Source organism: Microcoleus asticus IPMA8 (genome assembly GCF_013179805.1).
GTDB lineage: Bacteria > Cyanobacteriota > Cyanobacteriia > Cyanobacteriales > Microcoleaceae > Microcoleus > Microcoleus asticus.
This window is the reverse complement of the sequence record NZ_SRRZ01000136.1, coordinates 1-19729: the sequence shown is the minus strand read 5'-3', so window position 1 is coordinate 19729 and position 19729 is coordinate 1. Positions and strand designations below refer to the sequence as shown.

28 protein-coding genes and 1 tRNA gene are annotated in these 19729 nt (G+C 45.9%); 12 read left to right on the top strand and 17 right to left on the bottom strand.

Translation table 11 applies throughout. From position 1 onward, the window contains the following. Positions 1–259: hypothetical protein (locus tag E5S67_RS32750; RefSeq protein ID WP_216670735.1), on the top strand; the 259-nt coding region annotated here is incomplete at its 5' end. On the opposite strand, the gene E5S67_RS26745 is transcribed toward E5S67_RS32750, so the two are convergent. From E5S67_RS26745 to pedR, 6 genes are all read right to left on the bottom strand, one after another. Next, positions 246–503, bottom strand: coding sequence for a hypothetical protein (locus E5S67_RS26745; protein WP_172191695.1), 258 nt, complete (start codon positions 501–503; stop codon positions 246–248). The two genes, E5S67_RS32750 and E5S67_RS26745, sit on opposite strands and share 14 nt — an antisense overlap. An 80-nt stretch (positions 504–583) precedes the next feature. After that, positions 584–1717, bottom strand: a complete 1134-nt coding sequence (locus E5S67_RS26740; RefSeq protein WP_172191693.1) for a DNA cytosine methyltransferase — start codon at positions 1715–1717, stop codon at positions 584–586. A 96-nt stretch (positions 1718–1813) separates the two neighbouring features. Then, positions 1814–2584: a Uma2 family endonuclease gene (locus tag E5S67_RS26735; protein ID WP_172191691.1), complete on the bottom strand. Its 771-nt coding sequence runs from the start codon at positions 2582–2584 to the stop codon at positions 1814–1816. 198 nt (positions 2585–2782) lie between these two features. Then, positions 2783–4057: a histidine--tRNA ligase gene (gene hisS / locus E5S67_RS26730; RefSeq protein ID WP_172191699.1), complete on the bottom strand. Its 1275-nt coding sequence runs from the start codon at positions 4055–4057 to the stop codon at positions 2783–2785. A gap of 203 nt (positions 4058–4260) precedes the next feature. Next, the gene (locus E5S67_RS26725; protein WP_172191697.1) at positions 4261–4542 is read right to left on the bottom strand and encodes a hypothetical protein; all 282 of its coding nucleotides are present in this window, start codon (positions 4540–4542) and stop codon (positions 4261–4263) included. Between the two features lie 34 nt (positions 4543–4576). Then, positions 4577–4852: a photosynthetic electron transport-dependent transcriptional regulator PedR gene (pedR, locus tag E5S67_RS26720; RefSeq protein WP_172191689.1), complete on the bottom strand. Its 276-nt coding sequence runs from the start codon at positions 4850–4852 to the stop codon at positions 4577–4579. Between the two features lie 451 nt (positions 4853–5303). Between pedR and E5S67_RS26715 the strand changes: the two genes are divergently transcribed. Beyond that, positions 5304–6281: a carbohydrate kinase family protein gene (locus tag E5S67_RS26715; RefSeq protein WP_172191687.1), complete on the top strand. Its 978-nt coding sequence runs from the start codon at positions 5304–5306 to the stop codon at positions 6279–6281. A gap of 222 nt (positions 6282–6503) precedes the next feature. Here the strand turns inward: E5S67_RS26715 and E5S67_RS26710 are convergent, their stop codons facing one another. The 3 genes from E5S67_RS26710 to E5S67_RS26700 form a co-directional block, all read right to left on the bottom strand. After that, positions 6504–6992, bottom strand: a complete 489-nt coding sequence (locus E5S67_RS26710) for a gluconokinase (protein WP_172191685.1) — start codon at positions 6990–6992, stop codon at positions 6504–6506. A 129-nt stretch (positions 6993–7121) separates the two neighbouring features. Continuing rightward, positions 7122–7820: an aquaporin Z gene (aqpZ, locus tag E5S67_RS26705; RefSeq protein WP_172191683.1), complete on the bottom strand. Its 699-nt coding sequence runs from the start codon at positions 7818–7820 to the stop codon at positions 7122–7124. A gap of 334 nt (positions 7821–8154) precedes the next feature. Continuing rightward, positions 8155–8412: a hypothetical protein gene (locus E5S67_RS26700; protein ID WP_216670734.1), complete on the bottom strand. Its 258-nt coding sequence runs from the start codon at positions 8410–8412 to the stop codon at positions 8155–8157. Here E5S67_RS26700 and E5S67_RS26695 point away from each other — a divergent pair. Beyond that, complete coding sequence (locus E5S67_RS26695) at positions 8403–8600, top strand: transposase (RefSeq protein ID WP_172191681.1); 198 nt, start codon at positions 8403–8405, stop codon at positions 8598–8600. The two genes, E5S67_RS26700 and E5S67_RS26695, sit on opposite strands and share 10 nt — an antisense overlap. A gap of 429 nt (positions 8601–9029) precedes the next feature. Here E5S67_RS26695 and E5S67_RS26690 read toward each other — a convergent pair whose 3' ends face one another. Beyond that, positions 9030–9272 carry a hypothetical protein gene (locus tag E5S67_RS26690; RefSeq protein ID WP_172191679.1) on the bottom strand — a complete coding sequence of 81 codons (243 nt, stop codon included), beginning with the start codon at positions 9270–9272 and terminating at the stop codon, positions 9030–9032. Positions 9273–9510: 238 nt separating this feature from the next. Here E5S67_RS26690 and E5S67_RS26685 point away from each other — a divergent pair, with 238 nt between their 5' ends. Both E5S67_RS26685 and E5S67_RS26680 read left to right on the top strand, forming a co-directional pair. Continuing rightward, the gene (locus E5S67_RS26685) at positions 9511–10527 is read left to right on the top strand and encodes a succinate dehydrogenase/fumarate reductase iron-sulfur subunit (protein ID WP_172191678.1); all 1017 of its coding nucleotides are present in this window, start codon (positions 9511–9513) and stop codon (positions 10525–10527) included. A 94-nt stretch (positions 10528–10621) separates the two neighbouring features. Continuing rightward, positions 10622–10813 carry a chlorophyll a/b-binding protein gene (locus E5S67_RS26680; protein WP_172191677.1) on the top strand — a complete coding sequence of 64 codons (192 nt, stop codon included), beginning with the start codon at positions 10622–10624 and terminating at the stop codon, positions 10811–10813. A gap of 409 nt (positions 10814–11222) precedes the next feature. On the opposite strand, the gene E5S67_RS26675 is transcribed toward E5S67_RS26680, so the two are convergent. Beyond that, positions 11223–11843, bottom strand: coding sequence for a pre-peptidase C-terminal domain-containing protein (locus E5S67_RS26675; RefSeq protein ID WP_172191676.1), 621 nt, complete (start codon positions 11841–11843; stop codon positions 11223–11225). Here E5S67_RS26675 and E5S67_RS26670 point away from each other — a divergent pair. Further along, positions 11842–12000 (top strand): hypothetical protein, encoded by a 159-nt coding sequence (locus E5S67_RS26670; protein WP_172191675.1) that lies wholly within the window; start codon positions 11842–11844, stop codon positions 11998–12000. The genes E5S67_RS26675 and E5S67_RS26670 overlap by 2 nt on opposite strands. Here E5S67_RS26670 and E5S67_RS26665 read toward each other — a convergent pair. The 4 genes from E5S67_RS26665 to psbX all read right to left on the bottom strand — a co-directional run bounded on the left by E5S67_RS26665 (position 11986) and on the right by psbX (position 16171). Then, complete coding sequence (locus E5S67_RS26665) at positions 11986–13434, bottom strand: trypsin-like peptidase domain-containing protein (RefSeq protein ID WP_172191674.1); 1449 nt, start codon at positions 13432–13434, stop codon at positions 11986–11988. The two genes, E5S67_RS26670 and E5S67_RS26665, sit on opposite strands and share 15 nt — an antisense overlap. 111 nt (positions 13435–13545) lie before the next feature. After that, a complete protein-coding gene (locus E5S67_RS26660) occupies positions 13546–14670 on the bottom strand; it encodes a redoxin domain-containing protein (protein ID WP_172191673.1) in 1125 nt (374 codons plus the stop codon). A gap of 282 nt (positions 14671–14952) precedes the next feature. Next, complete coding sequence (locus tag E5S67_RS26655) at positions 14953–15771, bottom strand: Ycf66 family protein (protein ID WP_172191672.1); 819 nt, start codon at positions 15769–15771, stop codon at positions 14953–14955. A 280-nt stretch (positions 15772–16051) separates the two neighbouring features. Then, positions 16052–16171: a photosystem II reaction center X protein gene (gene psbX / locus E5S67_RS26650; RefSeq protein ID WP_172191671.1), complete on the bottom strand. Its 120-nt coding sequence runs from the start codon at positions 16169–16171 to the stop codon at positions 16052–16054. Between the two features lie 124 nt (positions 16172–16295). Between psbX and E5S67_RS26645 the strand changes: the two genes are divergently transcribed. Then, entirely contained in the window at positions 16296–16580 is a 285-nt protein-coding gene (locus E5S67_RS26645; protein ID WP_015176974.1) for a YggT family protein, read from the top strand. Positions 16581–16714: 134 nt separating this feature from the next. Here the strand turns inward: E5S67_RS26645 and accC are convergent, their stop codons facing one another. Next, positions 16715–18070, bottom strand: coding sequence for an acetyl-CoA carboxylase biotin carboxylase subunit (gene accC, locus E5S67_RS26640; RefSeq protein ID WP_172191670.1), 1356 nt, complete (start codon positions 18068–18070; stop codon positions 16715–16717). A gap of 229 nt (positions 18071–18299) precedes the next feature. Between accC and E5S67_RS26635 the strand changes: the two genes are divergently transcribed. Next, positions 18300–18383: transfer RNA gene (locus E5S67_RS26635), tRNA-Leu, on the top strand. A gap of 4 nt (positions 18384–18387) precedes the next feature. After that, positions 18388–18513, top strand: coding sequence for a hypothetical protein (locus tag E5S67_RS34170; RefSeq protein WP_281363578.1), 126 nt, complete (start codon positions 18388–18390; stop codon positions 18511–18513). Here E5S67_RS34170 and E5S67_RS26630 read toward each other — a convergent pair. Further along, positions 18510–18749, bottom strand: coding sequence for a hypothetical protein (locus tag E5S67_RS26630; RefSeq protein ID WP_172191669.1), 240 nt, complete (start codon positions 18747–18749; stop codon positions 18510–18512). The two genes, E5S67_RS34170 and E5S67_RS26630, sit on opposite strands and share 4 nt — an antisense overlap. A 126-nt stretch (positions 18750–18875) precedes the next feature. Here E5S67_RS26630 and E5S67_RS26625 point away from each other — a divergent pair, with 126 nt between their 5' ends. The 3 genes from E5S67_RS26625 to E5S67_RS26615 are packed head-to-tail and all read left to right on the top strand — an operon-like array spanning position 18876 to position 19684. Then, a complete protein-coding gene (locus E5S67_RS26625) occupies positions 18876–19088 on the top strand; it encodes a helix-turn-helix domain-containing protein (protein WP_006634859.1) in 213 nt (70 codons plus the stop codon). A 37-nt stretch (positions 19089–19125) separates the two neighbouring features. Next, a complete protein-coding gene (locus E5S67_RS26620; RefSeq protein WP_172191668.1) occupies positions 19126–19524 on the top strand; it encodes a DUF433 domain-containing protein in 399 nt (132 codons plus the stop codon). Beyond that, on the top strand, positions 19517–19684 hold the full coding sequence (locus E5S67_RS26615) for a hypothetical protein (protein WP_172191667.1): 168 nt from the start codon (positions 19517–19519) through the stop codon (positions 19682–19684). The genes E5S67_RS26620 and E5S67_RS26615 overlap by 8 nt, the downstream gene beginning before the upstream one ends. The last annotated feature ends 45 nt before the right edge of the window (positions 19685–19729 follow it).

Sequence of the window (19729 nt, the reverse complement as noted above, 5' to 3'; positions counted from 1 at the left end):
TATGATTCAGGATGTCGCTCATGTTTCTGTCTCAAAAAAGCTTTACGATCTTCTTGTACCACAAAATGTTACTATTTTGGAGATGTCTATTATAAGCTTCGTCAGTAGCTTGATATTTTCCAATTTTGTTGATATTAGGAAACAAGGTATCTGCCCAACTTTCTGGGATTTCACAGCCATTCTTAAGCCAACAAGATACAATTGCTTCAACGATATCAGCCTTGTTTTCTTCAGGAAAGTAATGTTTAATTCGGTTTAGCTGCTAATGCTATTCCATAAGCCATATAGACGTATCGCTGATGGGATATTGCATGATTAGGCATTCCAAAGGCTTTCATTACTTCTACAAAAGCTTCTTCTACATTGCACTTTCCACCTCGTTCGTATAAATCGTCATATTTTCTGTCCCAAACCGTCTGAAGTGTTTGCTGTAATTGCTTTGCAATAGTTGAGTTGCTGGGCAATTTAAAATCGGTGTAGTGACCTCGATCAAACTCGATCATTGACTTTCCCTCCTTATGTATTTTATTTAAGCGTAAACCCAGAGCCTGCAAATGTTAAGCTTCAGATATACTGCCCCATTTCAAATTAACTGCAAACTGCGATCGGAAACCTCTAATTCAGCCCATTTTAATCGTTCTTGAATAGACATCCCCTGCAACTTTTTACTCATTTCATATAAATCAACTTGCGGATAACTCCCCTTAAATAGCGGAATCAAAGACTCCACAACAGCAGCAATTCCTTGCGGTGGCACTGCATTGCCAATCTGCCGCCGCACTTCAGTCGTAGAACCTTCAAAAACAAAATCATCGGGAAATGTTTGCAATCTTGCCCTTTCACGATTTGTCAAAGAACGCGGTTCTAAATAATGATAACCCCAAGTCCCGCCACCTCCACCCGCAATAATTGTCGATGATGGTTTATCTGGATGAATTCGCCGATAAACGTGACTGATCATTCCTTTGACATAGTAGGGACTATCCTTGGGAATATCGGAAAAATTCCCTCCCGGTTTAATTCGATTTAAAATTTCAACGGTGCGGGTCTGAATTTTATGATGTTTGTTATTCTCAAGAACTGCTTCCACATTTTTGAGTGCTTCGCCCGCAGTTCGATAAGGTTTTTTGCGATTTTGACCGTATTCTGGCTGAGGATGCACAAAGTTAAATCCTGTATCCATCCGAATGCCAACTAATAACACTCTTTGGCGAAATTGGGGAACTCCGTAATCAGCAAAGTTGTAGAGTTTAGGTTTAACTAAGTAGCCTGGTGCAATACTTTCAAAGTCGGAAATTATTTGTTTTATTGCTTGATAATTATTGGCACTTAATAAGCCTTTGACATTTTCTGCTACAAAAGCTTTGGGCTTTTTTGTGTTTACAAAATCGAGAAAGTATGTATATAAATTGCCTCTGGTTCCTTCAAGTCCGGGCCGCTTCCAAATCAGGGAGAAATCTTGACAGGGGAACCCTCCTATACATATTTCAGCTTCGGGAACTTGTGCAATGTCTATATTTTCTATGCTGTCGTTAACGATGACATCGGCGATGTTTCTGCTGAATGTTTTGCAGGCGTATGGATTGGAGTCGATCGCCCAAACTACCTCAAATCCGGCTTGGTGGAATGGCAAATCCATGCCGCCACAACCAGAAAATAAGGATATGAGTCGCGGTTTTTTTGTCCAGGCGATCGGCTGGAGACGTTCGATTAACATAGGAGTACAACGTTAGCCAAGGGCGGGCTGGATGCCGGCACCACAAGAGTGTCATCATACCAAAACACGATCGAATTCGACTCATCAATTGATATTTCACTCTTCGTCATCTAATTCGATCCCAGCTTGACGCAGTTTTTCGGCCAATTTTTCAGCGCGGAGTCGTTCGCGATCGCCCCGCTGGCGTTCTTGTTCTACTCGTTCTTCCGACCAAAGCAACAACTCGCCTTCAGCATTCCACCACCTCAACCAACAGCCTGTCCTTCCTTCGTGCGTTCCTTCCCACATTCCTAAAAACAAGTTTAATCCCGGTATCCAATAACGTCCGTTTTCATCAGGTTTTTGCAAGTTGTAACGCTCTGATTCTAAAGCGTAAACTTCTAAATGAGCTGTTTTGGCTCGAAATATGACGTATCTGGGTACTTTGATTACTTGCTCGTAAAAAAACCACTTTCCCACCCGCGAGGTAAATTCAACCGAGTATTCTTCTCCATAGGTTTCTGAAAGAAATTCCATCACGATTTGGGGGATGGTTCCTTCTGTGTGTGGCGTGTAACTGCGGCGTACTTGCGAGACATTTTTTGGATTGACGGGTTTCACGTACATCCAATCTGGCGCTTTGCAGATAATGCGCTGTTCGTCGCTGCTTGAACCTGGGAAACTTATGCCGGCACACAAGGCAAAGTTGGAAACAATTAAGGCATCCTGCATTAATTCGGGAAATGCTGTTAGCGGCTGGCGCAAAGCTGCGGCTAATAATGGTTGGCTTTCGTCTTCCACTGGATCGTCTGGTAGTTGAAAATCTTCTGGTAGTAGCGGCCAGGTGATTGTGAGTTTTGTTTCTGGGTTTTTAGTTGCTACAGACATAGCTTATCAGAGGTTAAATGTTTTAATGTTTAAATTATATCTTTTGGTTTTTGGGATTCATGTTAATGGCTTAATGACGAGGCAAAGCCTCTGGATATGCGTTACCGGGCAGAGCCTGGTAACGAGAGGATTGGAATTCAAAGTCCCCCTTTTTAAGGGGGATTTAGGGAAATCTAGAGTGTGCTAAAACCAAGAGTTCTAAGGGTTGTTAATCTTCTGCTGTAGTTCGCTGGTCATGGCTAGTAGTTCAGATTGGGCGATCGCACTTTGTTCACCACTCGCCAACCACTTCAATTGTACCGTCTCGTTTTCAGCTTCCGCATCTCCCAAAACTAAACACGCAACTGCACCGCTTCTGTCGGCTCTTTTAAACTGTTTCCCGAAAGCACTAGCGCTCAAATCTATCTCTACACTAAACCCGGCACTTCGCAATTTTTGAGCTAACAATACCGATTGCTGTTCTGCTTTTTCGCCCCTGGATACCAAATAAAAATCTAACTTCGGCGCGGGCAAAGGTTGCAACTTTTGCAGCAGTATAATCAACCTTTCGATACCCATTGCCCAACCGACTGCCGCCGTATCTGGGCCGCCCAATTCCTTTACTAAACCGTCGTAGCGACCGCCTCCGCAAACTGTTGCTTGCGCTCCCAAATCGTCGGAGATAATTTCAAATGCGGTGTAGGTATAGTAATCTAAACCGCGCACTAATCTGGGATTTAACTGATAGCTAATTCCTAAATTTGTGAGCATAAGCTGCACTTGCTCGAAGTGCGATCGCGATTCCTCTCCCAAATAGTCCAAAATACTCGGCGCACCAGCTACAATTTCTTGAGTTCGTTCATTTTTACTATCCAAAATCCGCAGAGGATTGCGAGTCAAGCGGTCTTGGGAATCGGCATCTAATTCGGATTTGTGCGGTGTAAAATAATCGATTAATGCTTGCCGATAATTTTGTCTGTCTTCCTTGTTTCCGACAGAGTTAATATCGAGTCGCAAATTTTTTAAACCGATAGTTTGCAGGATATCGCAGGCGATCGCAATTACCTCCACATCCGCACGAGGATCGGCAGTTCCCAAAACTTCTACGCCAATTTGGTGAAATTGCCGCATCCGTCCCTGCTGAGGACGTTCGTAGCGAAACATCGGCCCCGCGTACCAAAGACGCTGCAATCCACCTTGAGCTTCTAAACTATTTTGAATAAAAGCTCGCACTACTCCGGCGGTGCCTTCTGGACGCAAAGTAATCGATCGATCGCCCTTATCTTTAAAAGTGTACATTTCTTTGCCCACGACATCGGTCGCTTCCCCAATGCCGCGTTCAAATAAAGATGTTTGTTCAAATATCGGCGTCCGAATTTCCCGATAAGCCGCTTTTTTCAAAATTGTTCTAGCCACTTCTTCGACATTTTGCCAATATCGAATTTCATCAGGCAAAATATCCCGCGTTCCCGTTAAAGTTTTAATTGCACTCATTTTGTTAGTCATTGGTCATTAATCATTGGTCATTAATCATTGGTCATTGGTCATTAATCATTAATCATTTGTCATTGGTATGAAAGTAACTCGTATGAAAGTTGTTAGCAAATAGCCTTTTCACTAAGCCGCTCATAACTTCTGTATTCGTTAGGTCTGTGTCCTTAACTCTTAGCTAATGACTAATAACTGCTGACTAATGACTAATGACTTAATAATTCCCAAGCTCCGTAACGATCGCCATAATAAGCCAAAATGCGATCGACCCGCTCGCGACCTGCCAAATCGAACCCTTCAGGATACTGTATCCACAAACCCCCAATTTGGCTGTCGCCGTAATTAAACCGCTGCGACTGCTGCGGAATTAAACCGGTTTGCACCCCTTCAACTTGACGCAAATGGGCCGCCACTTCGCGATACACCGCCAGCGGCAATCCAGGGCATTGAATTTGATAGCGGAGTTGTTTTTCTTGTGCCGTTTGCATCATTTCTTTGCCTGTCCCCAACCAGAACCCCTACTTAAGATACTTCTTTATCGAGCGGCCCCGGTAGAGGGCAGCAATTAATATTGTCCAAACATACCTTCCCCCACTGCAACGCCCAACGTACCAGCGTAACTCGATTGTCGGCGCGCGTCTTGTTCAAGATATTGCTAATGTGGTTGTCAACTGTACGCTTGCTAATCTCTAACTTTTCCGCTATTTTCTCATTAGTCAATCCCGCCGCTACTAACTCTACCACTTGCAATTCTCTGTCCGACAGGGTGACAGGGGTCCCAGAGACGATCCCGCTCATAAATTTTTCCTATGTCTGCATATTTACCTATCTATAATTCTAGAGGATGAGGGATGAAGTATGAAGAGAAAATTAAATTTACTGTGCTACTCTTTTGGGCCCCAAGCACCAACTCTCTTGTAGAATCGGAAAAAGTGCAAACCCAGTGCCGCCACAGCAAGACGCGCAGCCACAGCCACTTGCACTGCAGGCGAGCCGGGTGGCAGATGCTCCCTTTACCTGGGCGCATCTGACATCCGGGCAGCAAAACCCGCAGATGTTTGCACGTAAAACTAATAATAGGCCCGCACTAAACTTCACCCTTAAGGGAGTAACTGCCAGTATCAGTAGGTCTGATATTATAGGAGCAGCGATTAAAAAATAGCTGGCAATTTTTCTGGGATGGGTTAAAAATAATTATTGACCTGTCTACTGCTGGTCTAAAATCTAAAATCTAACATCTAAAATTCATATGACTTATCCTCGCGTTCTGTGTCTGGGTGAAATTTTATTTGATTGTTTAGCAGACAAACCAGGAGTATCTCTCGAAGAGGTAGAATCTTGGACTGCATATCCCGGTGGTGCTCCTGCTAATGTTGCCTGTGCTTTGGTTAAATTGGGGACTGCGGCGGGATTTATCGGTGCTGTAGGTGGGGATGAATTGGGGAATTCCCTAGTGGAGGTATTGCAAGAAGTAGGGGTTGATACCGCTGGAGTGCAGCGGCATCCGAGTGCGCCGACGCGGCAAGTTTATGTCTTGCGGAATCAAGCGGGCGATCGAAATTTTGCCGGTTTTGGCGAATTCAATACTGCGGATTTTGCCGACACCCGCCTCCTCGCTGCACAATTACCTGAGGTGCTGTTTGAAAATGCCGAATATTTAGTGCTAGGCACTTTAGAATTAGCTTATCCTGAAAGTCGAGACGCGATCGCCCGAGCGATCGAACTAGCGGAACAGTACGATGTTAAAATTATACTTGACATCAATTGGCGTCCCGTGTTTTGGCCAAATCCAGACGAAGCAAAAGCGCACATTAGAAAAATCTTAAAAAAAGTTGATTTTGTCAAGTTATCTGAGGAAGAAGCCGAATGGTTGTTTGCAACTACTGATGCTGGAGCTATTACCTACCGCCTCGATTCCGTAGAAGGCGTTTTGGTTACAGCGGGCGAGAAAGGTTGCGCCTATTGTCTCTCGGAAAATGAAGGAAAAATCCCCGCCTTTACAGTAGATGTTGAGGATACAACAGGTGCCGGCGACGCGTTTCTGGCTGGTTTTGTCAGCCAATTGTGCAAGGTGGGAATTAAGAGTTTAGCCACTCCAGAAATAACAAAAAAAATTGTAACTTATGCGAGCGCGGTAGGTGCGATGACAGCGATGAAACCCGGGGCAATTAGAGCTCAACCAACTGCCGCTGAAGTAGAAGCTTTCTTGTATTTGTACAAACATTAGCACGCCAAACCTCTCCCCCGGAAACGGAGAGGGGGCTATATTTGGTTCAGAAACCCGGTTGCTCAAAAAAAATAACTCTTATACTAAACCCGCGTTAAAAACCCTCGATAAGACTCGGCGTTTGAACTCCCTACTATACAAACTCTCGTCCTAGCTAAGAGGAACTAAAAAATAAACAGGTATTTAAGCCTGATTTGGTATTATAGGTTTTATTGTGGACAATTAACCGCACATCAGATGATTTCTAATTTGGCGCACGATTATGTCTAGCGGCTGCGAAGCATCTATGATAATTGCATCTTGTGGTTCTTCGAGAGTGTCTAACTGACTTAACAACAAGTCTGCTTTCATGTAGTGATTTTCGCGACTTGTTAACCGGGCTGACAATAACTCAAAAGAACCTTTCAGATAAACTATTTTCATCCGCTGTGGGTCGCGGCAGAGAATTTCGCGGTAAGATGCTTTTAAAGCAGAACAAGCCAACACGACATTTTTATTTTCTAACAGCCACCTGTCTATTGCAGCTTGCAATTTTAATAGCCAAGGAAGGCGATCGGCATCTTCTAAAGGAATGCCCCGACTCATTTTATCGATATTAGCTGATGGGTGAAAATCGTCGGCATCGCTGAAATCCCAATTGAGAGATTGCGCCAGCAACTTGCCTACAGTAGTTTTGCCAGAACCGGAGACTCCCATCACGATCGTAATCATGGCACCTATTTACCGAAATACTTGCAATTTGATCGAGTTGTGCGATAGACAAACCGGGTTTCTTAAGTTGCCGGATGAATTCTACCACCCTAAAAAATTCAATAAACCCGGTTTATTTTTGATTCTAGATCAAATTTCTTCCAGAGTCGGTTTAATGAAATTATAAGCCAAAACGCCGATAATTCCACCAATCACTGGGAATATAATAAACGCCCACAACTGTTGGATGGCCCATCCGCCTTGAAAAAGTGCCACACCGATACTTCTAGCTGGGTTAACCGAAGTATTGGTTACCGGAATTCCGACTAAGTGAATCAACACCAGCATCAAGCCGATCGGAATTCCGCCCAAACCGACGGGATATTTGGGATGGGTAGTACCCATGATTGTAAATAACAGAAAAGCAGTTAGTACAATTTCCGTCAAAGCTGCTGCTAAAAGTCCGTAACCAGTGGGAGAATGTTCTCCAAAACCGTTAGATGCAAATCCCGAAGCCGCCGCATCAAAACCCGGTTTTCCTGATGCTATCATGTACAAAACAAGACCGCCTAAAATTCCCCCTACAATCTGGCCTCCTATATAATAAGGAAGCAAAACAGCATCGATCAGTTTGGCAACTACTAAACCGACGCTTACCGCCGGATTAATGTGGCAGCCAGAGATAGGGCCGATCGTATAAACCATAATTAAGAGAGACAGGCCAAAGGCGATCGACACTCCCAAAAAGCCGATTTTGTCTCCAGCTAAAACCGCACTGCCACATCCACCTAATACCAACACAAAAGTACCAAAAGCTTCAGCAACCCCAATCTTTATTTTTTTGTTCATACTCACAATTCTCTGAAGTTTATGTTCGGTCAATTTCACAACCCGACCAATTATAACTCTAAAAATTAGAGTTCCAATTTCTTTCATGCAGCGTAACAATTCTAATGGAAAGCATTAGCAATGTGTAGCTCTACTTTTCATAAATTGTATGGGCTTAACTGAGAATGCGGAATTTGAAATCGATAAATTAGCTCAAACATACTCCATTCGAGGAAAAATGTCAACATTTAGCCAATTATTTGTATAAATTGTGCAATCTTCTGTATTCAATTCACAATAATTAACTTGACTTCTTGCCTAATTATGCGATCGTAATTTTACTTATTGTTGCTGATTATCCGATCGCACTCGCAGCTAAAACATCACTGCTAACCGGCTGGTACATCGGGCCTTTGAAGGGGCGAAAGTCTCGCCAATCGGCGGTCGTCTTGCACAGCAAGCGGAACTGTAGCGGCGTTGGGTGTTGATTGAGGCGATCGACTTCTACGCGAACCAATTCTGGATGCTGCGAGATAATTTGAAAAATATCCCCGCAAAGATAGCGCGGACATTGGTGCAATAAGCAATAAGAAGGTAATCGCCATGAAGACAATGGAAAAATCTATGAATGGAGAGGAGTTCAAGAAATTTGTGCAAGAACAACTGGTTCCAAAATTATGGAAAGGAGCGGTATTAGTCATGGATAATTTGAAGGTACATAAGGTAGAGGGGGTAGAAGAAATGATCGAAGCAGTAGGAGCAAGTGTGGTGTATTTATCACGCCAACTCACCGGAATTTAACCCGATCGAACATTTATGGTGGGAATTAAAGGCATGGCTCAGGAGATTTGTACCTCGAAGTGTACAGATTGTGGAAAAACTCTTGGAATTGGGAGTGAAATTATGTTCAAGTAAGCAAATCGAAAATTATTTTGCTCACTGGCGTTACTGTACCTCTTAGTCACGCAAAGCGCTGTAATATCCCCCCTCTACCCAACCAAAGAGGAAACTACAGTACACAACGTATTAAATTTAAGTCCCGTCACCCTACTTAATGTTTTATTACATACTTGTGATTTTCCCCGCCGACCTACTTAGAGAGTTAATCTGACAAACAGTTGGGGTGCGAAATGTGGGTTAAAACAACCCGGTTTCTCGCCCTCGAGGTTCAAGTCCTGGTAAAATTATTTGTAATGCTGCCATAAAAGTGATATGCATACCCAGCTACGTTCAGCGCAAAGGTGCGCTGACTCTAAATTCTGGCAATTCAGTTGAGGCCAGCAGCCCCGAGGAAACTGGTTGCGGCGGCTTAGATGCTGTAACCCCAAGCACAAGGAACGAAACTGCCATCAACCCGCCGTACAAGGCAGTCGATCGCTTGCGAGTTCCCAGTCCCACCCATTGAGGATTTAGCAGACCCAGACAAAAAGCCGGCGTTGAAAACATGAAAGTTAAGACAAACAAGCTGGACATCAGGCACCTCCGACTCGCGAACTGCAGCGCTCAATTACTTGTCTCTCCTATTAACATCTCAAAAAATCCGCTTAAAAAAGTTACAATTTAGGATTTATCACTTTGGACTTATTGCCTTTTATCAAGCAATAATAAAACTGGTTAAATCTCTTACTTTAGGTAGTTGAAAAAAAATAATAGGTTTTTACAGAACCAGAAAATTCAGCTTAAAATAGACACTAAATTTCTCCATCAAAATATGAAAGTCCGCTTTAACGTAGTCCGCCAAAATCAAAACGAGGCTCCCCGGGTTCACACTTACACCCTAGACGTGGAAGAGAGCAATACCATCCTTGACTGCCTCAACAGCATCAAGTGGGAACACGACGGCACTTTAGCTTTCCGCAAAAATTGCCGCAATACAATTTGCGGCAGTTGTTCTATGCGAATTAACGGTCGATCGGCATTAGCTTGCAAAGAAAATGTGGCCAGCGAACTCGCAAGACTTGACAAAATAGCCCAGTCCAGTTCAGCAGAAAAGCCTATCGACTTTATCCCAGAAATCACCGTCGCCCCAATGGGAAATATGCCGGTAATTAAAGATTTGGTTGTTGACATGACCAGTTTTTGGGACAACCTAGAAGCAGTTGAACCCTATGTCAGCACCGCCTCGCGAGCAATTCCCGAACGGGAATTTCTGCAAACTCCAGAAGAGCGATCGAAACTCGACCAAACCGGCAACTGCATCCTCTGCGGCGCGTGCTATTCTGAGTGCAACGCCCGCGAAGTCAACCCGGAATTTGTCGGCCCCCACGCCCTCGCCAAAGCTTACCGCACGATCGCCGACTCCCGCGACAGCGAAACCGAAAATCGGCTCGAAAAATACAATGAAGGCACCGCAGGCGTCTGGGGATGCACCCGCTGTTACTACTGCAACTCGGTTTGTCCGATGGAAGTTGCGCCGATGGATCAAATTGGTAAGATTAAACAAGAGATTCTCGATCGCAAAGACGACCAAGCCAGTCGATCGATCCGCCACCGCAAAGTCTTAATCGATCTCGTCAAAGAAGGCGGCTGGATAGACGAGCGCAAATTTGGCATCGAAGTAGTAGGAAACTACTTCCGCGATGTTAAAGGTTTGCTGAGTCTGGGCCCGTTGGGTTTGAGAATGATCGCTCGCGGCAAGTTCCCACTGTTTTTTGAGCCTTCAGAAGGTACTGAAACCGTGCGAAATCTGATCGAATCGGTTCAAAGTTTAGAAAACTCAGCAGATTAGCGATCGGTTGTCATTTTCCTGGTAAATTACAAGTTGTGCGATCGCAAACCTTCCCAAAAGTCATTACTCAAAACTCAAAACTCAAAACTTTTAAATGACTGCTAAAACTCCTCCATCCCCAAAACCGACAACCCCAAATACCCCAAAACAACCAGAACCAGCCTTTGGCTGGAATGCCTACGCCGAACAAATCAACGGACGATTTGCGATGGTGGGATTCGTGGGACTTTTGCTGCTAGAATTCTTCACCCGCCAGGATTTTTTTACCTGGCTGGGTCTGCGTTAAATTGAGCGGTATATCAGGCACTAAAAATGCTCTAAAACCGGGTTTTTTACCGCTCATAGAGATGCCACAAAGTATTTTGGTAAAAAACTCGATTTCAGGGCACCGATGCGTAAATCATATTCATTTAGCAGCCGCCAACACGGTTAGGACGTTCTTAATTCCTGAAACTAATTCGGTCGATTTCTTCTTCCTTCTCTCCTAAATAACTAAAACCTTCTTCCTTCTTACTTTTCCTATAAAAAAGCAGGTAAAAAAGTAGATAATTATCCATTTTTTACCTGCATTCCTGCTTATAAAAAGAGGAAATCAAGTTAAGCTAGTGCAAATTTAACCTGTACTTTTAAGCTTGGTTTCCAGTCGCCTATCGAGAAATTATTCACATAGATAATGGATAGGGATTTCGTTCAAACTAATTTCCAGTTGTTTCGCGGACGGTCAAACTGTACTTGCCTCTACCTTTTGGAGGCGGCTCGTAAGCATTGACAATGACGCGGTAGCGACCGCTCGCAGACAAGGTAACACTAAGCTCAGAATTGGAATTTTGCTGCGTCACATCATCATTTTCTGCAAGTAGCTCGCCCTGGGAGTTGAAAATAGCGAGATAAGTATCAAACTCGGTACTTTCTACGGTAACAACCACTTTCTGACCCTGAGTGCCTTCAAAGGTATACTCATCGTACAAACTGCTGTCCGAGGGCAGTACAGATGACTTAGCAGGGGTGAGTTCTCCGTTTTGCTCTAAAATAACCTTAGATGAACCCGGATCGGGACTCGGCAAAGGTTGTACAGTTGGACTCTGAGTTGGCGAACTCTGCGGTGATGGCGACGGGTTGGGGCTTGCTTGAGCTAAAACAGCCTTACCAGCAGGGTTCGCATCAGGTGAATTTTGAGGAAATTCTGCTGAAATGATGGTAGAACTGCTGTTAGCAACTCCACCTGAATTTGAAACTGGCGAAGAGAGAGTCGGCTTGCCAGAAAAAGTAGCTACCAGAGCAATTGGCGCGATCGCCCAAAATCTAACTTGACGCATGAATTACCTCGATTTGCAAAGAAGAAAGGAGGAAGAAGGAACAAGGAAGGAAGAAGAAGGAAGAAGAAGGAAGAAAAATAATTCGACCACTTACCAATTCCCCATTACCAATTCCCCATTACCAATTCCCCATTACCCATTTTCAACGGACAGTTAGAGTGTAACGACCCCGGCCCGAAGCATCATAAGCATTGACAATTACGCGATAGCGACCCGTAGCGGGCAAAGTAACACTCAGAAACGCATTTTTAGTCGAATCGCTCGCATCGTCATTTTCTGCCACTAATCGGCCGTTAGGGCCAAAGATAGCCACATAGGGATCGAAATCTGTACTTTCTAGGGAAATGGCTACAGACTGACCCGATCGACCTTCAAAAGTATACTCGCGATACAGACTGTTGTCAGACGGCAATACCGGACCGCCTGCCACTAAAGCAGCTTCTTCTTGCAAAATTGCCCGAGAAGTGCCGGTAGAAGCACTCGCTTTCAGTTCTAACGTATAAGCCCCCGACTGCCTAGCTTCGTAGGAATTGGCCACTAACGTGTAAGTGCCGTCTGCTGGCAGCCTAACTGTAATTCTGGCGTCTTTACTGCCTGCTCCGTCATCGTCTTGAGCGATTTCGCGCTGGTTGGGTCCGAGCAATATTAAATAAGGGTCAATCTCTTGACTTTTCATTTCTATTGTGATTTGCTGACCCGCTTTTCCTTCAAACGAGTAGAGGTCAAAAAAGCTGTTGTCGGTGGGCAGAACGCTAGACTGGTTGGTGAGTTTGCCACTGACGGCGGGCCCGTTTAAGGCGAGTTTTTCAGGTGATTTGTTGCCAAAGGGCGATCGGGTTTGAGCCACGCGGGGAGCTCGCCCTTCTCGTACCGCTGTCAGGAAAGCGGGTACTTTGTCTGCTGAAATTGCAAAACCGATACCGATACTGCCACCGCCCCGACCGCGAGTAAAAATAGAAGTATTGACGCCGATTAATTGTCCTGAACTGTTGAGCAGCGGCCCTCCAGAATTGCCGGGATTGATGGCGGCGTCGGTTTGAATTAAGCCCCGATCGAGGTCGATGCGGCTGACAATTCCGACTGTAAAAGTACCTTGAAATTGACCGAATGGATTGCCGATCGCAAATGCTTGTTGCCCGACTTTCACCGAACCGGGACGGGCTAAAGGAATGGTGGGCAAATTGTTTTGACCGCGAATCTTAACCACGGCTAAGTCTAGACCTTCTTCGCCGAATCCGACGACATCGGCCACAAGCTTTCTGCCGTCTGACAGAATTATATTCACGGTACCGCCAGCCGAAACAACGTGGGCGTTCGTTAACACCATGCCGTCAGGGCTGATAATTGTACCGCTACCGTTAGATTTACCGGTATCGACGCTAACAACCGCAGGGCTGGCTTTTTCGTAGACGCGAATATTGGTTTGTTCATCGACATTTTGGGCGATCGCACCCTGGGAATGCACCGAGTTAAATTCCGTTAAATCTGTTGATTGCCGTACAGGGGATGTCGTAACAACCGCACTGGCGCTGGCTGTTACCCCAACCGTTAAAATTCCCGATACTGCTAAACTTAGAAGTGTGAAATTCATGGCGATCGATTTTAGTATTTAGCGATCGGTAGCTAGGAATTAGGTTTTGTTGCTAACTGCTAACTACCCTCTGTAATTATTTTAGGACTTGCACAACGGTAGTGACATTCCTCACGCCGGTTCTCCAATTCGGGAATCTGAATCAGCAGCAAGATACTTGAAATTAGCTTTCCGCACCTCAGCCTCCTCATCACCGTAAAAAAATGACAGCAAAGCAAAACGCTGACCGCTAATCACGGAAGTCGCTTCATGCAGCAAAGAACACGAAAAAATAATCGCCGTGCCCGAATCGCCTTTATAACCGTGCGGCGCGTACTCTGGAAACCGTAAAAATCCCCCCGTGTACTCTCCCACATTCAAGTTTAGCGTCATCGCAAACCTGCGGTGCAGCGTAGCTTTGCTAGTGTTGTCGCGGTGCGGCAGAAAATAACCGCCACTCTGGGCATCGTAACAACCTATCAAATACCGTTCAAACCTGGTAATTGTAAACTGAAAAGCTTTCTCTATTTCCGGCCGCACCCGGCGCAAAATAATCGCATTCAATTCTCGCCGGAAATCCTCGTCTTTAATAAAGAAATCTCGGCGCTTTTTGAAAGTGTCGTCGTGCAGGCCAACGGTTTTTCCCTCTATTTGCCTCATAAAGCCCGAGGGACTGCCACCATTAGCTTTGTACATATCGATCAAAGTACGGCAAAACTTTTTGTCCAAAACGTTAGGAATTACTAACACCGGGGCGTGGCGAGTGGCGGCTCGGGCTTCCTCAATTGGGGGCAAAGTTTTGAAAAAATCTAATACTTGCTGGGCGTGTTGGTGCGGTTCGCCCATCGGCAATATATTAATTATCTGAAGGTTTTCGTTGATAACAAAAGTTTGGGGTGCATAGTGAACTCCGCCAACTCCATTTTGTTCAACATCTTGGGAAACACCGTACTGCTGGCTGACTGTTTTATCCAAGTCCCAGAAAAAGAGGAATGACGGAGCAATAGTTGTTGGTCTGTTTTGTTCTTTGTCTGCTGGGTCAACGCTCACTCCGAACCGCGCTACTTGCAAGCTTTGGAATTCCTCCGATCGCTCTTGAAAGCTTTTGAGCATAACTTGAATTTGTTCAAAAGCTGCGCTGCCAAAGAAAAACAGCACGACTCGCCGGCCGCCAACTGTCGAGAAATTAAATAAGGGGTTATTTGTAGAAGGAATGGAAAACCAGGGAGCCGGATCTCCTATTTCGAGTAAAGGCATCTTGCTGATTTTAGATTGAGGATTTTATATTTAGATTATTATGCTGTCGATTAGTTCCACTGGTTCGGTATGTTAAAAGGTTTTTTTAGAAAAAAATTAGCTTTTATCTGTGTATATCTGCGTTTGTCTGCGGTTTCACACTCCCTATTTACAGTTTTTTTAATAAGTCTAATATCTGATAATAAGTAGATGGGTATCAATAAACGCAACTTAGAGTTCTGCGGTGTCCCAAGCCGGAGCTGGGGGATAAATGTTTAGTTTCACCCACCTACTTATGTTTGCCTATTTGTCGAAATTGGGGGAATTATCCGGTTGGTCTTCCGGGTATTCTACAGGTCGATACTCCACGTAGTCTGACGGCGGTGCTTCCACGTCGCGGTTGCTGGGGCGAGACCTGGATGCTTCCGCAGGACGGGGTTTTTTGGTTCTCGGCGGCGTATCGGAACTGCGGTTTTCCGAAGCTGGGGGGCGACTGCTGCGGCTGCGGGTCGGTCTTTCTTCGGGGTTGTCTGAAACGTCCCAGTTGTCAGACTCTTGGGCAGGCGAGGCTTCTGCTTCTGGGCGAGAGGGACGTTTGCGCGATGCTCGTCGATCGGACGACTCGGGCTTGGAGGTGTTAACGCTGCCGTTGCGATTCGAGGGACGGCGGCGGGGTTCGTCGTCGTAGGCTTCCCGGGAGGAACGGTAGTCTTGGCTGCCTCTGATCCGGGGACGCTGCGGATAGTCTTCCTCTGGTTCTAGCTGCTCGATGTCGGAATCGTAGCTGTCGTAACCGTAGGCGTTGCTGACAGGTCGCTCTTCATCTACGTATTGAGCGCGACTTTTGGCTTGGGCGGTGGTTGCTCCCCGTAGCTTAATGCTTTCTGCTGCAAAAAATATGGCCGAACCCGTGAGTAGAAATTGACCGAAGGCCAGAATTGGGTCAAGCCGCCATCCTTGAAATAACAGAATACCGCCGCACAGCAGGCCGACTGCTGCAAAAAAAATATCGTGGTCTCGGGCTAGTTTGGGACGCCACGATCGCAGAAAGTACAGTCCTGCCCCTGCTACTGCTAGGATGATCCCTAACAGGCTGCTCCAGTTCAATCCTAAATTGACCATTAGCCTATCTCCTATGTCTTTCCTATGTTAGCGAGTTAGATTTTACATCTATCATTAAGTCTGTTATCCCGACTGTGCTTTCTGGGGCAGCGTCCGGTCAGGGTTTCAGCTTAGGAACTGAGTATAATAATGAGTTTAACGGGAAAAAACCTCAGCTTGGCAGTCAACCGAAGGTTTTGCCTTCACAGTTGCTGGTAGCCGAGGTTTCTCAGATCTCGAAAAGGCCCGACGTGCAGGCGAAAATTGACTTTTACGCCTGACTTGAAGCCCCCCAGACTTTTTAGGTGCGCTTGATTTTGTCTTTTTGGCTGATGAAGATCAGGGCGACCGTTGCTGGAATCACTACCACAGCCACGCCGACCAGCAGGCTGTACAAAAAGTTCGCGAGAGAAGGAGTCATAGATTCAAAGCCTTTGTTACAACAATTTGATTTTTATTAATTTTATACTTTCGATCGCACCTGTGAAACGGTTAAAATTATGAACGGCTGACTTAACAAAACTTAAGATTTCGAGATAAGACCCATGACTGGTATTACCGTTGCAAGTTGGATTCTGGGCTCTGTCCTAGTGCTGATGACTTTGCTCTTTATTTTTCGGATCGTTCTGACTTGGTATCCCGAGGTGAACCTGAGTAAGTTGCCGTTGAGTCTGATTGCTTGGCCGACGGAACCTTTTTTAGCCGTAACTAGAAAGATTGTACCGCCGATCGGCGGGGTGGACATTACGCCGATTATTTGGGTCGGTATCTGTAGCTTGCTGCGAGAAATGATTCTCGGTCAGCAAGGACTCCTGACGATGATGATGTAAAAGTTGGCGGTTGACTGTTGACTGTTGACTGTTGACTGAAAGCAGTCTGGGTAAAAACCCCCGGATCGATCCGTGGGGTTGCTTTCTTCAATCCAAAATCCAAAATCCAAAATCTAAAATCCAAAACCGATTGACTAATGACTGTTTTGGTTCATGAACTGTTCGACGAAATTGGTGTAAACCTCGCCGTTGAGAAATTCAGGGCTATCGAGGATTTTTTGGTGGAAGCCCAGGGTGGTGGGGACGCCGGTGATGGCGCATTCCCGCAGGGCGCGTTTCATGCGCCGGATCGCTGAAGGTCGATCGCGCCCCCAGACTATCAATTTACCGATTAAAGAATCGTAGTAAGCGGGTATTTCGTAATCGGTGTAAACGTGAGAGTCCATCCGCACGCCGGGGCCGCCGGGAGGCAAATAACCGCTGATTCTGCCGGGGTGAGGTCGGAAATTGCGATCGGGATCTTCGGCATTGATGCGACACTCGATGGCGTGGCCGTTGAGAACTACTTGGTTTTGCTTGATTTGCAGTTTTTCTCCTTGGGCGATCCGAATTTGTTCGGCTATCAAGTCGAGGCCTGTAATCATCTCGGTGACGGGATGTTCTACTTGGATGCGAGTGTTCATTTCCATGAAGTAGAACTTGCCGGATTTGTCAAGCAGAAATTCGACTGTGCCGGCACCTGTGTAGTTGATGGATTTGGCGGCGGCGACGGCGGCGTGACCCATTTGATCTCGCAGTTTCTGGGTGAGGGCTGGGCTGGGGGCTTCTTCGAGGAGTTTTTGATGTCGGCGCTGAATGGAACAATCTCTCTCGCCGAGGTGGATGACGTTACCGTAGTTGTCGGCGAGGATTTGGATTTCGATGTGCCGGGGTTTTTCGATGAATTTTTCGAGGTAAAGTCCGGGATTGCCGAAGGCTGCATCGGCTTCGCCTTGGGCTGCGGAGAATAGTTTGGGGAGTTCGGATGCTTCTCTCACTAACCTCATCCCCCGGCCACCACCGCCGGCTGTGGCTTTGATCATCACAGGATAGCCGATGTCGCGGGCGATCGACAAAGCTTCGTGTTCGTCGGCCAGCAATCCGTCGCTACCGGGAACTGTGGGGACTTTCACCCGCTGCATAGTTTCTTTAGCGGTGGATTTGTCGCCCATCGCCCGCATCGCGGCAGGAGAAGGGCCGATGAAGGTAATTTGATGGTCGGCGCAGATTTCAGCAAATCGGGCATTTTCCGAGAGGAATCCGTAGCCCGGGTGAATGGCTGCGGCGTTGCGCGTCAGGGCAGCCGCGATGATGTTGGGGATGTTTAAATAGCTTTTGCTGCTGGTGGGGGGGCCGATGCAAACGGCTTCGTCTGCCAACTGGACGTGCAAGGCGTGTTTATCTACGGTGGAGTGAACGGCGACCGTGGCAATCCCCATTTCCTCGCAGGTGCGCAGTATGCGGAGAGCTATTTCTCCCCGATTAGCGATTAAAATTTTCGAGAACCCCATCTTCGCTGCTTAATTCACTCAATATTCTGTACAATAATGCCTTTCGGTATGTTCTGGATAATGGTTTTGCAGAAATTGTTCATAAAAGTTTATTTTACATTTGGCTGGTAGTGGTGCTATGATTGTAAATCGGCGGTGCAAAAGGGCAAGTCACAAGTTAAATGTCAGGAACCTCAACCTGTGAATCTTTAACTCGTAACGCAAAAAATCCCAGAGATTGCCAGAAAGAGCGGATGTGGCGGAATTGGTATACGCGCACGCTTGAGGTGCGTGTGGCAATATGTCCTTGCGAGTTCGAGTCTCGCCATCCGCATTGAATGTATAAAACAACTGTTGACAGTTTTGGCTGTTGGCAGTTGTTTTATATTGAGTGGTTTTTGGAGAAAGTCGATCGAGTTTTAGATCGGATTCTCGAAAACTCGATCGAACTAAGCATTCTTTAACTGTCGATCGACAATTGTGTTTGAATTGGAACGCTGGTTTCATTGACGCACAGCGCATTTACGAAAACAATTCTATGTGTGACTGCGGGCATTAAGCGATGCAGTGCATTCAAGTAAGATTCGGCATCGGGGCGACGACTAAAACGGGCGACTGTTAACCGCTGACAGTTTGGGAGTTGGCGAATTATACACCAAGGTTTAAGTCGATCGCGATAAGTGAGTTCTTTTGGTATCATAGGAAAATCCTTTCCACGAAAGTGGATGGTTAGAGAGGCGATTGCCCTTGATTTATCAGGTCTGAGGGCGATCGTCTTTGTGATTACAAATATTAAACGATAGATACTTATCGTTTGTCAAGTAGAATGGGGTTAGTTAGGTTCCGAATCCGAGAGTTGGCTGACGAAAAAGGATGGACGCTAAAGGATGTTGCCGATCGATCCGAGGTTCCGTACAGCACAGTCAGGCACTATGCTCGATCGGAAGGACTAGCAACGGTTGATATCACATCCATTCAAAAGATAGCTCGCACCCTCGATGTTTTGATTGAGGAGTTGATGGAAGTTGTTAAAGAATGAACCGATGAAATTATATTAGCAAACGGAAGTTAGATCGATGACATCCTACGCCTTAAACTTACCCGTTCAGTTACAGCAAGAAGCTGAAAAATTGGCAACACTCCAAGGCATTTCCTTCGATCAGTTTATCCTCTGGGCTGTAGCCGAAAAAGTCGCTACCCTCAGCCAGCGGAAGGACGATCCGGCTTTTCCTGAAATCACCTATGTGCGCGGCGCTAGCGGCGAACTCGTTCCCGTTTTGCGCGGCACTCGGTTGCGGGTGCAAACAGTAGTCATCGCAGCGCAGAAATGGGGTTTTTCTCCAAACCAAATTGCCACTGAGTATGACTTAAGTGAAGCTGAAGTGAACGCTGTTCTCGCTTTTTATGCGGCTCACTATCAAGAAATAGACGCATCTATTGCCGCTGAGCAAATTATCGAAGCTGGTAATGTCTAAACCACTATTTCATCTAGATGCCGATACCTCTATTAAAGCTTTGCAAGCCGCCCTTTTATCTCGCAGTCACGATGTCACTCGGACACCGACTGAGTGGATGGCTTTAGGCTTTAGGGGTGCATCTCACTTTTGCGAATGTGTCAAAAAAGAGTTAAAATGAAAAAGCTAGTAAAATCGTCAAATAAAGATGAGGTAAAGAAAATGA